Origin of the sequence: Gordonia sp. CPCC 205515, from assembly GCF_048537925.1 — a bacterium.
Classification (GTDB): Bacteria; Actinomycetota; Actinomycetes; order Mycobacteriales; family Mycobacteriaceae; genus Gordonia.
The window spans coordinates 81,753-99,740 of record NZ_JBCLVJ010000007.1 but is presented as its reverse complement, the minus strand read 5'-3'; the positions used below and the strand labels follow the sequence as shown (position 1 = coordinate 99,740).

5 protein-coding genes are annotated in these 17,988 nt (G+C 68.3%); 4 read left to right on the top strand and 1 reads right to left on the bottom strand.

Annotation, left to right across the window (positions count from 1 at the left end; all coding sequences use genetic code 11):
* Nucleotides 1–236 precede the first annotated feature (236 nt).
* Together AAFP30_RS09555 and AAFP30_RS09550 are read left to right on the top strand one after the other, a co-directional pair.
* Entirely contained in the window at nt 237–14,531 is a 14,295-nt protein-coding gene (locus AAFP30_RS09555; protein ID WP_419229664.1) for an amino acid adenylation domain-containing protein, read from the top strand.
* Nucleotides 14,528–15,391 carry a glycosyltransferase family 2 protein gene (locus tag AAFP30_RS09550; RefSeq protein WP_419229663.1) on the top strand — a complete coding sequence of 288 codons (864 nt, stop codon included), beginning with the start codon at nt 14,528–14,530 and terminating at the stop codon, nt 15,389–15,391. The genes AAFP30_RS09555 and AAFP30_RS09550 overlap by 4 nt, the downstream gene beginning before the upstream one ends.
* Here the strand turns inward: AAFP30_RS09550 and AAFP30_RS09545 are convergent.
* Nucleotides 15,382–16,935 carry a hypothetical protein gene (locus AAFP30_RS09545; protein ID WP_419229662.1) on the bottom strand — a complete coding sequence of 518 codons (1,554 nt, stop codon included), beginning with the start codon at nt 16,933–16,935 and terminating at the stop codon, nt 15,382–15,384. The genes AAFP30_RS09550 and AAFP30_RS09545 overlap by 10 nt on opposite strands.
* 143 nt (nt 16,936–17,078) lie before the next feature.
* Here AAFP30_RS09545 and AAFP30_RS09540 point away from each other — a divergent pair, with 143 nt between their 5' ends.
* Nucleotides 17,079–17,561, top strand: a complete 483-nt coding sequence (locus AAFP30_RS09540) for a glutathione peroxidase (RefSeq protein WP_419229661.1) — start codon at nt 17,079–17,081, stop codon at nt 17,559–17,561.
* 185 nt (nt 17,562–17,746) lie between these two features.
* Complete coding sequence (purS, locus tag AAFP30_RS09535; RefSeq protein WP_419229660.1) at nt 17,747–17,986, top strand: phosphoribosylformylglycinamidine synthase subunit PurS; 240 nt, start codon at nt 17,747–17,749, stop codon at nt 17,984–17,986.
* The last annotated feature ends 2 nt before the right edge of the window (nt 17,987–17,988 follow it).

Here is a 17,988-nt window from a genome sequence, read left to right as displayed (position 1 = left end):
GGGGCTCCGGGAACCAGGTTAGCCTGTGCTAACTTAGCGTAGCCAATCCAACTCCTTGGAGCGGCGTGCTCACTGTAGTCGACAGCCTCCGCACTGAGCGAGTCGCAGCGACCCGGCTGCGCTCGGATCGGCGGTGTCGATACTCGCGAGCGCACACGGTTCGGTCGTCGGGGTCCGAAGGCGGGCGACACGTTCGCTTCGGTGCTTCCACGACCAGTGAGAAGAGTTGAAGCACTGTGACGGTCAACGAAGTTGGTATCGCGCGAGGCAGCGCGGCGACGGATGAAGTCGAGGTCGACGATCTCGTCGTACCGCTGTCGGCCGCCCAACGCAGCATCTGGTTTGCCCAGCAACTCACCCCGGACACGCCGTTCTCCATCGCGCAGTACGTGGACCTTCATGGTGACCTCGACATCGAACTGTTGACCGACGTCGGCCGACAGACCGCGCGGGAGTTCGGTACCGCGATGGTGCGCCTCATCCCGGGAACCGACCCCTCGGCTGCCCCGGCGCAGTTCTTCGACGACTCGCTGCGCGACGAGATGATGTACCTCGACTTCCGCAGCTACCCCGACCCGGAAGCCGCGGCCCGGCAATGGATGGACGAGGAGTTCCGGCGGCCGCTGGACATGTTCGCCGACCGACTCATGGAGTCGGCCACGCTACGCATCGCCGATCAGCGCTACTTCGCCTATACCCGCGCACATCACATCCTTCTCGACGGTTACGGCGCGGCGGCGTTCGCCGAACGAATCGTCGAGGTCTACAACGCTCGCGCCGCCGGCGAGACCGTGCCGACATGCCGCGCCGGAACCCTGGGCGACATGCACGCCGACGACGCGGCCTACCGCGCCTCGACACGGTTCGAACGGGACCGCGCGCACTGGGCGGAACGTCTGCGAAGCCTGCCCGAACCGGTCCGTCTCGCCGATCCGGTCCGCGACGAGGGCGTGTACACGCAGACCGTGGGAGCCGAACTCGACCCGCAACTCGCCGCGGACATCGACGCGTTCTGCACACAGCACCGCGTGCTGGTGGCCCCGCTCATCAGTGCGGCCGCGGCGCTCTACGTCGCCCGCATGAGCGGCGTCGACGACGTGGTGCTGAGCCTGCCCGTGTCCGCACGCACCAACGCGCTGCTGCGCCGCTCCGGCGGCATGGTGTCCAACGTGGTGCCGATCCGCGGCCGCATCACCCCGGATACGACCACCTCCGACCTGATCGGTCAGCTGACCACGGAACTGAGCGGTGCCCTGCGCCACCAGCGCTATCGCTTCGAGGACATGCGCGGCCTCGTCGAGAACTCCGGCGAACTCATGGGTGCCGGGCGGGGCTTCTTCGGCCCGGCGATCAACGTGATGATGTTCCGCGACGAGGTCCGGTTCGGCGACTGCATCGGGCACAACTACATCCTGAGCACGGGCCCGACCGAGGACCTGGCGTTCACCATCTACACCGGCACCGGCACCCTGCGTATCGATCTCGAGGGCAACGCGGCGGCCTATTCCGTGAACGAACTCCGTGCGCATCACCGTCGATTCCGGACCGTCCTGGGCGCCCTGGTGCGATCCGGGTCGGACGCGAGAGTCGCCGAACTCGACGTGCTGGAGGACGCTGACCGCGCGCGCTTCGTGCCGGCCCGCGGCGAGGCGGCCGCCGCCGCCGAACCGCTTCCGGATCTATTGGCCCGGGTGGCCTGCGCACATGCGAGCGCCACCGCACTGGTCGCCGGCGACGACGACCTGCGCTACGACGAACTCTGGCATCGGGTCAATCGCATCGCGCGCGTCCTGATCGCCCACGGCGTGGGTCCCGGCGTCGCGGTGGCGACACTGCTGCCGCGCGGCGCAGCGTCGGTGCTCACCGAGTTGGCCGTGCTCCTGGCCGGCGGCGCGTTCGTCCCGATCGACCCCGCCCTGCCCGACGAACGCATCGCCTATCTGCTCGACGACAGTGCCGTGCGCTTCGGTGTCACCGGACCGGGCGGTCGGCACCGTCTGGACGCGGCAGCGGCCGCAGACTCCGATCGCTGGTTGCTCATCGACGATCCCGCGGTGCTCGCCGACTACCGCGCTGCGTCGCCCGAGCCTGTCGGTGACCGTGACCGCATCCGGCCGCTGCGAGTCGACGACCCCGCCTATGTGATCTACACCTCGGGATCCACGGGCACCCCGAAGGGTGTCGTGATCTCTCACCGCGGATTGACATCGTTTGTGGCCGAACAGAATCGGCGCTACGGAGTCGGTCCGGGCGCGCGCACTCTGCATTTCGCCTCGCCGAGTTTCGATGCGGCGGTGCTCGAACTGCTGCTGGCGTTCGCGTCCGGCGCAGCGCTCGTCGTGGTGCCCCCGGATGTCTACGGTGGCGCGGAGCTGGCACGGATTCTCCGCTCGGAGAGGATCACTCACGCATTCCTGACGCCCGCCGCGCTGGCGTCGGTGCCGCTCGCCGAACTCGACGACCTCGGCACGGTCATCGTCGGTGGGGAGGCATGCCCGACCGAACTCGTCGCCCGGTGGGGCGTCGGTCGACGGATGTTCAACGCCTACGGCCCGACCGAGGCCACGGTGATGGCGACGCTCGCGGGACCGTTGCGGCCGGACGACGAGGTCCCGATCGGCACACCCATCACCGGCAGCACCGCCATCGTGCTGGACCACCGACTGCAGCCGGTTCCGGCCGGCGCGACCGGCGAACTCTACATCGGCGGCGCCGGCGTGGGCATCGGCTACCACCGGCGGCCGGCGCTGACCGCGACCCGGTTCATCCCGGATCCCTTCGGCGCCTCCGGAACCCGCCTGTATCGCACTGGAGATCTGGTGCGGTGGAACGATTCCGGCGCTCTGATGTATCGGGGGCGCGTCGACCGGCAGGTCAAGATCCGGGGCTTCCGGATCGAACTGGGCGAAATCGACTCGATCATGGCGGCGGTACCCGGCGTCGACTTCGCGATCACCGAGCCGCAGACGACCTCGGTCGGGCAGCGAATCCTGGTCGGCTACTTCACCGGCACCGCCGATGCCGATGCGGTGCGCACCCGGTTGCGTGCCGAACTCCCGGCGCACATGGTCCCCGGCGCGATCCGGCACCTCGACACGGTGCCGATGACCACGTCGGGGAAGCTGGACCGCGCCGCGTTGCCGGTGCCCGAGATGCTGGCCGCCGCGGCCTATGTCGAACCGTTGGCCGGCCCGGAGTCCACGGTGGCCCAGGCATTTTCCGATGCCACCGGAGTCGACCGCGTGGGACGCGACGATGACTTCTTCGCGCTCGGCGGCAACTCGCTGATGGCGACGCAATTGGTGGCCGCCCTCAATCAAGAACTCGGCGTGGATATTCCGGTGCGGTGGGTGTTCGAATCGCCGACGGTCCGGACGCTCGCCTGTCGACTCGGCGAGGCGCGGGACGGAAACCTGCCGGAATTGCGCCACGTCGGTGACGACATGCTGCCCGTCGGGGGCGTGCCGGTGTCCCCGCAGCAGAAGCGGATGTGGATCATCAACCAGTTCGACGCGTCGTCGGCGATGTTTAACATCCCGTTGGCACTGCGGATTGGGGGAGAACGGGCGGTGCCGGCCCTAGCGGCGCCTGTCGCGGATGTGATCGACCGACACGAGACCCTCCGGACCGTCTATCCCGACGGTCCGGAGGGGCCGACGCAGCAGGTGCTGCCCGCCGATGCGGTGGATCTGTCCGGTGTCGCCGAGCCGGAGACGATCGATCTCGAGAATCTCCGATCGCACGTGATATCCCTCGCCACAACAGGTTTTGACGTCGCGAGTGCAGTGCCACTGGTCGTCCGGTCCTACCGGCTCGCCACCGACGACCACATCGTCGTATGCGTGGCGCACCACATCGCGGCGGACGGGTCGTCGACGCTGCCGCTGGCGCGCGACCTCGCCGTCGCCTACCACGCCCGACGCCGCGACAGCACCCCGAACTGGCCGCCGCTGCCGGTCACCTACCGCGACTACACGCTCTGGCATCACCAGGTGATGGGCAGCGAGAGCGACGCGCAGTCGGTGTCGTCGGTGCAGTTGGCGTACTGGCGGCACCGGCTGCAAGGACTTCCCGAACTCCTGCCGTTGCCCACCGATCGACCCCGGCCGGCGCAGGCCCGGCATCGCGGCGGCGAGCTGCGCACCACGCTGGATACCGATCAGGTCGCGCGTCTGCGCGGGCTGGCCGCCGCGTCGGGTACCACGCCGTTCATGGTGGCGCACAGCGTGTTGGCGCTGACGCTGGCCCGCCTCGCCGGCACCGGCGACATCGTCGTCGGTACCCCGGTCGCCGGTCGCGGACACCGTGATCTCGCCGACCTCGTCGGCATGTTCGTGGGTACCGTGGTCCTGCGTACCGACGTGCGCCTTGATCAACCGTTCAGCGATCTCCTCGCGTCGGTGCGCACCACCGATCTCGAGGCGTTCGAGAACGCGGACATCCCCTTCGACCGCCTCGTCGATCTGATGCGGCCGCGCCGATCAACCGCCTACCATCCGCTGTTCCAGGTCGGTTTCTCCTACCAGAACCTCCCGCAGACCGACTTCACCCTCGACGGCGCGGACATCGAGATCCTCGAGCCGCCACTGGGTGTCGCCAAATCAGATCTGCACCTGACCCTGGTCGAGTCGGGTTCGGCGACCGCCGGCGACGGCGCGACGATGCGGGTGCAGTGGGACTACGATCGCGACCTGTTCGACCACGACACCATCGAACGCTGGCACCGGATCTGGCTCCGACTGCTGTCGCTGGTCTCGGCGACCGACGACACACCGGTCGGCGACCTGCCGGTCGGGTCGGCCACCAGTGCGCTCGTCGGTCCGGTGAGCTGCCGGTCCGACGCCACCCTGACCGAACTGCTCGCGGCGTCCTACCGGCGGCACGCCGAGGAGATCGCCGTCGCGGTCGACGACCCTGTCACGGGTCTGACCGGTCCCGGGTTGACCTACGCCGACCTCGCCGATCGGGTACATCGGTTGGCGCGCACCCTCATTGCGTCCGGCGTCGGGCCCGAGGTGCGGGTGGCGATCGCCATCGAGCGGTCCGCGCATCTGCTCGAGGCGATTCTCGCGGTGCTGCACGCCGGTGGCGCCTACGTGCCCATCGACCCCGGCGCCCCCGCCGAGCGCAACCAGCGAGTGTTGTCCTCGTGTTCGCCCGCGGTGGTGCTCGTCGCCGGCAATCCGGCAGCGGTCAATCAGGCAGCGGTCACCCAGGCAGCGGTGACCGGCGCTGAGGCTGTCGGCGCCCGGGTGATCGATGTGACCACCCTGGACACCACCTCGGTCGTCGAACCGATCACCGACCCGCAGCGCAGCAGCCCGCTGCGCCCGCACCACACCGCCTACGTCATCTACACCTCCGGTTCCACCGGAGCACCGAAAGGTGTTGCGGTGTCGCACCGCGCCATCGCTGCCCAATTCGGTTGGAAGTCGACGACATTCCCGGTCGGACCGGGGGACACCCTGCTGCTCAAGACGCCGGTGACGTTCGACCTGTCGGTGTGGGAACTGTTCTGGCCGTTGCTCAATGGTGCCCGGCTGGTGCTCGCCACCCCCGACGGGCATCTCGACCCGCGGTACCTGGCCGACCTGCTGCCCCGTGCCAAGGCGACCGCCGCGCACTTCGTGCCCTCCCTGCTCGATGCCCATCTCGACGCCGTCGAGGACAGCGGGCTGCCGCCGCACCCGTTGACGCGCGTCCTGTGCATCGGCGAGGCACTCACCCCGACCACCGCGGAACGCGCAGCAAAGATGTTGGGCGCGCAGGTGTTCAACCTGTACGGACCCACCGAGGCGGCGGTCGGCATCACCGCGCACGAGTGGACCGCCGACGCACCGCCCACCGCGACCGTGCCGATCGGCGTGCCGGCCGACGACTCCGCGACGGTCATCCTGGACGCACGGTTGCATCAGGTTCCCGCCGGAGTCGTGGGCGAGCTCTATCTGCAGGGCATTCAATTGGCCACGGCGTACGAGGCACGTGCCGATCTGACCGCCGACCGCTTCATCGCTGACCCGGCCGGGGGCGGTGGACGCCTGTACCGGACCGGGGATCTCGCCCGCATCGATTCCCACGGAACGCTGGAATATCTGGGACGCAATGACTTCCAGGTGAAGATCCGCGGGCAACGGATCGAACTCGGCGAGATCGAGGCGGCCGTCACCCGGGATCCGAGGATCGCCGCGGCAGCCGTTGCCGCACACGGTGAAACCCTCACTCTCTACCTGGTGCCGATGAAATCGCAGGCCGCCGTGCTCGACACCGACGCGGTGAACCGCGATCTCCGCGATCGCATACCCGGATACATGGTGCCCACGTCCGTGGTCGTACTCGACGAACTCCCGCGCGGCATCCACGGCAAGATCGATCGCGGGGCGCTCCCGGAACCGCCACGCGCGCACCGCACGTACGTTGCCCCGCAGACGCCGACCGAGAAAGCTCTGGTCGCACTGCTCGACGATCTGATCGGTCACCACAACGGTCTGCAGTCTGCGGACGGGCCGATCGGTCTGACCGACGACTTCTTCGACCTCGGTGGGAATTCGCTACTGGCCGCACGACTCTCGGCCCGGATCGCCGACACGCTGGGCGTCGCGGTACCGGTGCGCATCGTGTTCGACGCGCCCGTCGTCGGCGAACTCGCCCGACGCGTCGACGAGGCCGCGGCCACCGACCGACCACCACTGGTCGCCGGTGCACGGCCCGACCTCCTCCCGTTGTCCCGCCCGCAACGCCGCATGTGGCTGCTCGACCAGATCACCCCGGGCACCGGACTCTACAATCTGCCCTTCGTCCTGCGGGTCGAAGGGAAACTGGATGCGGGACAACTCACCTCGGCCGTGCGCGATGTCCTTGCACGGCACGAGGTACTCCGCACCACCTACGCCGCCGTCGACGGTCTGCCCCGACAGATCATCCACTCCACCGACGACGCCATGGCCACCGCCGACGTCAACCTGACCGCCCTCGACGGCGCCGAGGCGGTGGCCGAGGGCGACCTGCCGAGCCTCGTCGCCGACGTGGCGAACCGCGGGTTCGACCTCTCGGCGCAGATCCCGCTGCGGCTCAGAATCTTCCGGGTGGCCGACGATGTGCACGTGGTGGTCGTCGTGGTGCATCACATCGCGGCCGACGGCTGGTCCATCCGTGTACTGATCGCCGATCTCTTCGCGGCCTACAGCGGTATGTCGGTGTCGGACGCTTCGTCGCTGCAGTATGCCGACTTCGCGATCTGGCAGACCGCGCTGCTCGGTGGGGACGGGGTGCCGCGGCATCCGAGCCTCACCCGGCAGTCCGAGTACTGGCGGGAGACACTGACGGAACTGCCCGGACCGCTCGCCCTCCCGGTGGACCGCACGCGGTCCGCGCACCCGACACTGCACGGCAATACCCTCGAATTCGGTATCGAACCAGACCTTTTCGCGGTCATCGATGCGGTCGCCCGCGCCCGTCGCGCATCGGTCTTCCATGTGGTCCACGCGGCGCTCGCTGTCGTGTTGTCGCGACTGTCCGGCTCCTCCGACATCGTCGTCGGCACACCGGTGTCGGGTCGACCGAGCGGACAGCTCGACGCGGTCGTCGGCATGTTCGTCGAGACCGTCGTGCTGCGCACAAAGATCGACGACGACCGGAGCGTCGGCGAGTTCATCGATGCGGTGCGGGAGATCGACCTTGCCGCCCAGGCCAACTCGGAGATCCCGTTCGACGAGATCGCCGACGAGTTCGAGCCCGACCCCGGTGCCGGGCACCACCCGGTCTTCCAGGTGATGCTCGCCTTCGGTGACCCGACTCCCGCACCCGCGCGCGTCGGTGACCTGACTGCCACGCCGATGGCCCTCGACATCCCGATGGCCCGCTTCGACCTGCACGTCACCGTGGACGCACCGACCGACGCCGACACTCTGGACGCGCCGGTGCGGGTGCGCTGGACCTACGCCACGGACCTGTTCGACCAGGCGACGGTCGCCGGATTCGGTGACATGCTGCTGCACGTCTTGCACGCATTCGTCGACGCGCCGGCATCATCCGTCGGCGACGTGGATGTGATCACGCAGGAAACCGCCCGCGTCGTCGAGGGATGGAGTACCGGGACACCGGAGCCGGCCGGGCACGGTGCCGAGACGCTACCGGCTCTCCTCGCTGCCGGGGCAGCAGGTCAGGTCGTGGTGGACGCCTCGGGCGAGCTGGACGCGACCGAGTTCTGGAGCCGGGTCGCGCGCACCGCGCGCATCCTGATCGCTGCCGGCGTGGGTCCCGAACGCAGTGTGGCCGTGGCCGTCCCCCGATCCACCGACATGCTGGTGGCCATCCATGCCGTGATCGCGGCGGGCGGCGCGTACGTGCCGATCGACCCCACCCAACCACCGACGCGGACCGCCACGATGCTGGCCGCCACCGACCCCGTCGTCGTCTTGGGCGACGCCGATTTCGCGGCCACCATCCCGCCGGTCTTCGCCGCGCGGATGATCGATCCCCGCGACCGGCACCTCGACCAGAGCGGCGCCGCGATCTCCGACGCCGACCGGTGTGGTGCGCTGTTGCCGTCGCACGCGGCGTACGTCATCTTCACCTCCGGATCCACCGGTGTGCCCAAGGCGGTCACCGTATCCCACGAGGCGGTCGTCAACCGGCTGCGATGGATGCAGTCCCGCCGGCCCATCGGTCCCGGCGACACCGTGCTGCACAAGACGCCGATCACCTTCGACGTGTCCGTACCGGAATTGTTCGGGCCAATGGCATTCGGAGCGCGACTGGTCCTCGCCTCGCCCGACGCGCACCGTGACCCGACGGCTCTGGCCAACCTGATCGTGCAGCACCACATCTCGGTGGTCCACTTCGTGCCGGCCATGCTCGACGCGTTCCTGACGACCGTCGACGACGACACAGATCTGAGTTCGTTGCGGGTGGTCTTCACCAGCGGCGAGGCGCTCGGCGCGACCGCAGCCCGAGAGCTGTTGGCCCGCACCGATGCCGTACTCGACAACCTGTACGGACCCACCGAAGCGGCCGTGGAGGTGACGGCCGCCGAGGTCGGTGCCGAGGACCTCGAAGGTCGCCCGATTCCGATCGGGCGGCCGACCGCGGGTAACCGGACCTTCGTCCTCGACCGACGCCTGCGGCCCGTCCCGCCCGGCGTCACCGGCGAACTCTATCTCGGTGGGGTGCAACTGGCGCGTGGCTACCACGGCCGGACCGACCTCACCGCCGCCCGATTCGTCGCATCCCCGTGGGGTGGGGGTGAACGGCTCTATCGCACCGGTGATCTGGTGCGGTGGCGCGGCACAGAAACCAGTCCGGTGCTGGAGTACCTGGGACGCATCGACTTTCAGGTCAAGATCCGTGGTCAGCGGGTCGAACTCGGCGAGATCGAGGCCAGCCTGCTGACCCATCCGGCGGTGGCAGCCGCGGTCGTGGTGGTGCACGAGGACCCGCACGCGGGTGCGCATCTGGTCGCCCACGTGGTGCCGGCGGATCCGGCCGCAACACCGAGTTCGGCGCGGCTGCGTGCTCACGTGGGCGAGCGGCTGCCCAATCACATGGTGCCGACCCACGTGATGGTGCTCGACGCGTTGCCGGTCACCAGCAGCGGCAAGGTCGATCACCGCGCGTTGCCCGCACCGACCTTTGACCTCGCCGCCTACCTCGCGCCGACGTCCATCACCGAGGTGCAGGTCACCGACGTTCTCGCCGAGGTGCTACATCGCCCCCGAATGGGGTTGGCCGACAACTTCTTCGATGCCGGCGGCAACTCCCTGTCGGCAGCACAGGCGGTGGCGCGCATCCGTTCCCGGACCGGGCGTGAGCTCTCGGTCCGCGACCTGTTCGACGCGCCGACCGCTGCCGAGCTCGTTGGTCGTCTCCGTGACTCGTCGGCGGTGCGCGGTCCGATCCTCGGCGAACTGCCACGACCGGAACGGATTCCGCTGTCACCCGCGCAACAGCGGATGTGGTTCCTCAACCGTTTTGACTCCAGCGCACTCACCGAGAACATCCCGGTCATCGTCCGGCTCACCGGCTCCCTCGACGTCGAGGCCTTCGCGTCGGCGCTCGAGCATCTCGTCGTGCGGCACGAGGCGTTGCGCACCGTGTATCCCGACTCGGCCGACGGTCCGCACCAGATCGTGCTGCCCGCCGCCGAGTTCCCGGTGCGTCCCGAGATCACCCCGGTGTCGCGCGACCGTGTGTCCGAGGCAGTACGGACCATCACCCACGCACCCTTCGACGTCACGGCCGAACCGCCGATCCGGGCTTCGCTGCTCCGCGTGACCGACTCGCCGGAGGACCGCCGTGAGTATGTGTTTGCGCTTGTTCTGCACCACATCTGCGCCGACGGACTCTCGATCGTGACGCTCGGTGCGGAACTGGCGGCCGCCTACTCGGCGCTGACCGCCGGCGATCACCTCGATACGACACCGCCGCCGGTGCAGTACGCGGACTTCGCGATCTGGCAGCGAGCGCTGCTCGACGGACCGGACTCGACATCGTCTGCGGAACTGGATGACTGGCGTGCACGCCTGACCGACGCACCACGAGTGATCGACCTCCCCACCGACCATCCGCGACCGGCGCGGCCCAGCGGACAGGGAGCGCGTGTCGACTTCCGAATCACCCCGGAACTACAGGAACGCATGGCGGCGTTCGCCGCGCGGCGTGGCGCCACACCATTCATGGTGGCCCACACCGCCCTTGCCGTGCTGCTCGGACGCCTCGGCACCAACACCGACGTGGTGATCGGCACCCCGGTCGCCGGACGCGGCGAACAGCACCTCGACGGTGTGGTTGGCATGTTCGTCAACATGCTGGCCCTGCGCACCGCGATCGATCCAGGAGCGACCGGGGATGAGGCACTGGCCGTGGCCAGGGCCGCCGCCATGCACGGCTTCGCCCACTCGACGGTTCCGTTCGACCGCGTCGTCGAGGCACTCGACCTGCCACGCTCGGTGGCGCATCACCCGGTATTCCAGGTGGCGTTGTCTTTTCAGAATCTGGGACGCATGGAGATGTCCCTGCCTGGCCTCGACATCAAGGTGGTCGACGACGAGCAACGCAGCGCCGAATTCGATCTGCACCTGACGCTGTCGGACACGTGGACTCCGGACGGTTCGCCCGACGGACTCGCCGGCCATCTGGTCTATGCCACCGATCTTTTCGAGGACGCGACCGCCGACGAGTTCGTCGCCCGCTACGTACGTATCCTGACCGCACTGATCGACGAGCCGACCCGCGCGGTCGGGGATCTCCCATTGCTCGCCGCCGACGAATACGCTCGGCTCACCGAGACCGGGACCCCACCCGCACAGCGGTCCCCCGGACTCGCGGTCGGCTTTGCCGCACAGGCAGATCGGACACCCGATGCCGACGCGGTCGTATGCGGCGACCAGGTGCTGAGCTACCGACAGTTCGCCGACCACGTCCGCGCCGTGGCAACGCTCCTGGCTGGTCGCGGGGTCACCCCCGAGGACCGGGTGGCGATCACCGCGCCCCGCGGGCTGACCCAACTGACTGCGATGTACGCGGTCGCCACCATCGGCGCCGCCTACGTGCCGGTGGATCCGAGTGCGCCACACCGCGCAACGATGATCCTGGACGCGGCCGAGCCGGTGCTGGTGCTCGGCGAGGGAGCGGCGCCGGGAGGCGCGGCACTCGCGCATCGACAGTACTTGGATCTGGCAGCGGTGGACCTCGACGAGGCCGTTCGAAATGCCGCCCCCGCAGCGGAATTCGCCGGACCACATCCCGACAATCCGGCCTACGTGCTCTTCACGTCGGGCTCCACCGGAGTTCCCAAGGGCGTCAGCATCTCGCATGCGGCGGTCGGGGAGCAGCTGCGATGGATGCAGGAACGCTACCCGATGGGACCCGCGGACTCGGTCCTGGTCAAGACCTCCGCCGGATTCGACCTCTCGGTGTGGGAATACTGGTGGGCGTTGTCGGTCGGTGCGCGAATCATCCTCGCCGACAACGGCGTCGAACGAGACGGCAGCGAGATGTCGCGGGTGCTGGCGCGCCACCGGATCACCGCGCTGCCCACGGTGCCGTCCGCATTGTCGATGCTGCTCGACGTCGGCGGCCTGCCGGAGTCGATGCGCACCATCCTGTGCATCGGCGAGGAACTGCCGCCCGAGTTGGTGAAACGGTTGCGGGACAGCGGCTCCGATGCGGCATTGCACAACCTGTACGGACCGACGGAGGCCGCGGTCAGCGCCACCGGTCACGAGGTCACCACCGTCGACGACGGCCGCGTACCGATCGGCGGTCCCCAACCGTCGGTGACCACGCGCGTGCTCGACGCCCGGTTGCAGCCGGTCCCGGCGGGCGTGGCCGGCGAACTGTATCTCGGTGGCGTGCAACTCGCCCGGGGCTATCACGCGGATCCGCGCCGTACCGCGGCGGCGTTCGTCGCCGATCCGATGGACGGATCGCGCATGTATCGCACCGGAGACCTGGTGCGATACAACCGAGATGGCAACCTGGTGTACCTGGGCCGGACCGACCATCAACTCAAGGTGCGCGGCTTCAGGATCGAGCCCGGTGAGATCGAGGCCGCGTTACGACGGTGCCCCGACGTCACCGATGCCGTGGTCACCGCGATCCCCGGACCCGACGGCGAGAGCCGCCTGGTCGGGTTCATCACCGGGGACGAGGCATCCGCCGACACCACCGCGCGTGCGATGAGCGAGATGCTGCCCGCCTACCTGCGACCGGAACTGCACGTACTCGAGGCGTTGCCCTACAACGACAATGGCAAGGTCGACCGCGCCCGGCTCCCGCGACCGGCGCCCATCAAGCGGGCCTACCACGCACCCGAGACCGACCTGGAACGGCGGATCGTCTCCGTCATCGCCGATGTCACCGGGGCGCCCCGGGTCGGGATGGCCGACGGATTCTTCGCCATCGGCGGCAACTCGCTGTCGGCGACACGGGTCACGGCACGACTGGAAGCCGAACTTCAGCAACGGATTCCGGTCCGGCTGCTGTTCGAGAGCATCGACATCGGCGACTTCGCCCGCCGCGTCGCGGATGCGACGGATACCGACACCGTCGGTCCGGCGTTGACGCGGGGTGCCGACGACGCGGCCGACCACGATCCCCTGCTCCCGCTGCCGGCGGCCGCTGCGCTCGCGCCCGCCCAGCGGCGGATCTGGGAGGCGGTTCGCACCCGCCGCGGACGCGACTGGAATGTGCCCACCGCGGTGCGATTCACCGGCGACCTCGACGTCGAGGTCGTGGCGCTGTCGATCCTCGACGTACTCGACCGGCACGAGGCCCTCCGCACGTGTCATCGACTCGGCGACGCCGGACCCGAATTGGTGGTGCTGCCGACCGATGCGCTCACCGAGACGGTGCATCGCGGGCTCGAACCGATCATCGTCGACGAATCGGATGTCGCGCACACCGCTGCGACGCTGGCCTGGGCCCCGCTCGACATCGAGCACTGGGCACCGATCAGAATCCATCTGTTGCAGGTGGATCCGGTCACCCACGTGCTGCTCCTGGTGAGTCATCACCTGAGCGTCGATGGCGCGTCGATGGCGATCCTGGCCCGGGACATGGTGATGGCGTTCGCCGCTCGGAGTGCCGGCGTCGTCCCGGAACTGCCGGTGCCGGAGGTGCGGTATCGCGACTACGCGATGTGGCGCACCGACATCCTGGGGGCCGCGCACTCGCGGACCGAGGAACACCGCCGGCAGTTGGACTACTGGACGCAGCGCTTCGGGCCCGCCCCGGATGCAACGAAATCCGACACTCCGCCGGTGACCGCCGGTTCGCGGCCACGGATCGACAATCCACGCCCACCGGCCTGGGATTCACGCGGTGGTGCAGTCGAATTCGAGATCGACGAAGATCTACATGCGGCGGTGGACGCGGTGGCGCGTGCCGCGTCGGTGGGGGTGTTCGCCGTGCTACAGGCGGCATTCTCGGTGCTGTTGGCCGACCGCGCCGGCGATCCGGACGTCCGGGTGGCGACCGCCAACGCGAACCGAACGCATCCGGCACTCGACGGCGTCATCGGCAACTTCGCCGAGGACCTGCCGATGCGGTTGAATGTTACCGACACCCGTGCCTTCGCCGATCTCGTCCGCGACGTGGCCGACCAGTTGATCGGGGGGCTTGCCCATCCTGACATCTCGGGTCCGGAACTGAGCGCCGCGCTCGGGCTGGTCGCCGATCCCGCAGGCCCCGTGGGGCATCCGATCTTCGGTGCCACTCTGATCCTGCAGCAGACCACACCGGGAGCCACCACCCCCGCGGCACTCGATCTCGGCGGTGTCACGATCAGCAGCGAACCGCTCGCCGCGACCGTGGCCAAGCACGAACTCGAGTTCAGTCTTCTCGAGATGCGGCACCAGGTGGACGGAAACGGTGAACGCCCCGGCGGTATCCGGGGCACGCTGCTCTATCCGACGGCGCTGTTCTCGCGTGCGACGGCCGAGGACATCGCGCGCGGACTGGTGACCGTGCTGCGTGCAGTGGCTACCGCTGACGGCGCGTCGCGCACCGTCGCCGAACTCCGGAGGCAGCTGTGACCGCATCGGTCGTGATCGCCTATCACCGCGGCCTGCCGGGGCTGGAAACCCAGCTCGATGCCCTGGCGCGGCAGGACTATCCGGGCGAGTTCGAGGTGATCGTCAGCGACAACGAAGGCAGCGAGGTGCTGCGTCGGTTCGTGGATTCCCACCCGGCGCGGCACCGGCTGGGGCTGCGATGGGTGGATTCCTCCGGGGTGGCCGGCACCTCACATGCGCGTAATGTCGGAACCCGCAGTGCAGTGCACGATTTCATCGTGTACTGCGATCAGGACGACGCGGTCCATCCCGGCTGGCTCTCCGCCATGGTCGCCGCCGGCGCAGACTACGATCTGGTCGGCGGGCCGCTGGAGGCCGAGTCACTCAACGATCCGGTGGTCGCCGCCTGGCGTCCGTTGACCGACCCGGCCGAGGCCGTGGTGCTCGCCCGATTCCTGCCCATCACGTTCGGCTGCAACCTCGGTGTGCGCCGCGCGGTGTTCGATGCCGTGGATGGCTGGGATGAGACCTATCCGACCGCGGGCAGCGACGTCGAATTCTGTTGGCGGGTACAGACTGCGGGATACACCTTCGGCCACGTCCCGGAGGCGATGGTCGCCTACCGATACCGGACGGGTTTGCGCGAGAGCTTCGACCAGGTCGTCGACTACGCCGTCGCCGAGGCGCGGGTGGCCAAACAGTATGGTGCACCCGGCCGGCAGTGGTGGTGGTTACCGATCCACGCAGCAGTCGTCGTCGGGCTCTGCCCCGTCTGGCCTTGGGCATGGTCTCGACGGCAACGCGGTAAATGGGTGTGGCTCACCGGTAATCTCATCGGCCGGCTGCGGGGGAGCGTCCGATACCGGGTCGTCTACCTCTGAGGTGTCACCCGGGTCGGGCGGGAAGATGTTGTGCTGTCGGACTTGTCGACACTGACGGGCGCCTTCTTGCCTTGCGCACCTACCCCGGATCCGGTCGTGTCGTCCTCGCGTAGGCACATGCTGCGCAGCACGTGGTGGTAGGTGACCAGACCGAAGGTCAGCGGTAATCCGAGTAGTGCCGACGCGATACCGACCGGACTGAACTTCGTCTCGATGCCCGCAGCCGAGAGGATCTGACCTTGGGCCAACCCGCCGATGGTGCTGAACAGATACTGCGACAGGTGGTAGGCGTAGTAGGCGGCGGTCAACGATTTGGTCACCGTCAGATCGGCCAGTGGCACTGTTGCGGCGAGGTTATCGCCCTGGGTGATGTTGTGTGACAGGCCGATCGCGATGTTCAGCGGTGCGCCACCGAGGTAGTAGGGGATCTGACCGCCGATCAACGCCGCCCAGCTCTCCGCGGAGGTGAGATCCGACGGGTCGGCGGGAATCAGATTGAGCGGGATGGCAACCGACCGCATGCCGGCCAGCAGCCGCCCTGTTTCGGCCCGAATGCGGGACTTGGTCGCGGCGTCGTTGACGGTGCTCTGCGCATAGTCGGACGTCCGTTGCACGATGCGCTGCAACGACAATGACCCGACCGGCGTACAGGACTTGCCGTCCGCCAAGGCGAGTTGCCCGGCGATGTCGGCGATGATCGGCGCGATGGGGATGTGCAGTGCCGCGTTGGCGTCGGCTTTCCCCGCCTGATCGCGCTGTGCGTCGGAAACCTGTGCGACGCACCGGTTGAGCAGCGCGCCGGCGGTCTGACTGTAGAGCTGTTGCAGACCGAGATTCGACAGCAACAGGAAGATCTGCAGGATGCTGTTGTAGGTCACGTACCCGGACAGCGAGGACAACGTGGTGTCGTCAAAGGGGCTGCCCAGGGCCGGCGTCATGCCGAGTCCGACCTGTAGCGGCGCCAGCACGCCCGCGAAAATGTAGAGCCACGCGGTCTCGACCGCCTGCACGAGGGTGAGATTCCCGACCGGGATCGCCTCGTCCTGCTTGCCGTCGCGGATCTTGAGGAGTTGCACGACCAGCCACTGCGAGATCGGTGTCCGATACTTCACGGCCGGGTCGTCGGCGTCGGCCCCCAACGCGAAGGGGCTGTCGCTGACGGCGAGCGTGGAGACGTTCAGTCGGCTCATATCTCGATGCGCCGCGGCCCGCTGCTGCTCGGCGGCGGGGCGCAGCGAGGCAGGGATCGACGGCAGAAGCGACTCGAAGATCGAGTCGTAGACCACCGTCAGAGTGACGAATTCGCCGCTGACACAAGTGATCTGTTTGCCACGGTTCTCGTCGAGCGGGCGCAGCAGCGGTCGCTTCGACTTGGCGATCCGGTCCTGCCGTTCGGTATAGCTCTCGGGCCCGGATTTCTTCGAGGAGGTGGTGCTCGTGGCCGGCCGGTCGGGCGCGGCCGTGGCCGCGGGGGTGCCGATCGTGGCGAAACCGACGATGCACAGGGTGATCACGGTCAGCGTGCGCAGCGACCGCGGGGCCATTCGACGTGACGTATGGGGTTGTCCGGGTCGCACCAGTGATGCCTGCACTCTCGATCGATTCGTCCGGACGAAAGGTAGCATAGCCTTACTTAACTTCCGGGCGCGGTGTCGCGATGGTCGAATCACCACTAACGTCGTGTGGCATGAGCAACGTCAAGGACATCCCCGTCAACGCACTCGACGGCAGCGCACTCAACCTCGCCGACTTCACCGGCCCACTGCTGGTGGTCAACGTCGCCAGCAAATGCGGGCTCACCCCGCAGTACACGGGTCTCGAAGAACTCGCGAAGACCTACGGCGACCGCGGCCTCACCGTCGTCGGCATGCCCTGCAACCAGTTCATGGGTCAGGAGCCCGGCACCGCCGAGGAGATCGCCACCTTCTGCTCGACCAGCTACGGCGTCACCTTCCCGCTGTTGGAGAAGGCCGACGTCAACGGCTCCGACCAGCATCCGCTCTACACCGAGCTGACCGCGGCCACCGATGCCGACGGCGAGGCCGGCGACGTGCAGTGGAACTTCGAGAAGTTCCTGGTCAACGCCGACGGCACCGTCGTCAACCGGTTCCGTCCCCGCACCGAGCCCACCGATCCCGCGGTCATCTCCGCCATCGAGGCGATCCTCTGACGCTTCCGGTCCATCGATCCCTGAGGTGCGAGGCGCTGGCCGAGCCACGAAGGGCCGTCACCTCGCTCGTCGCTCCTCAGCCGGCGAGAAGGAGCCGGTGCACCACGTGGGTCGCGAGAGCGGAGACGCGCCACCCGGTAAGGTGGGCGTGCAACAGCGCACCAGTGAGAACGGAGCATGTGCCCATGGCGCGAGTGGTGGTCGAAGTGATGCCCAAGGCCGAGATCCTCGACCCGCAAGGGCAGGCGATCGTCGGCGCGTTGGGCCGACTCGGGTTCTCCGGGATCGGCGACGTCCGGCAGGGCAAGCGCTTCGAACTCGAGGTCGACGACTCCGTCGACGATGTCACGCTCGAGCGCATCGCGGAGGAACTCCTCACCAACACGGTGATCGAGAACTTCAACGTCTCCCGCGTCGCCGAGTAGGA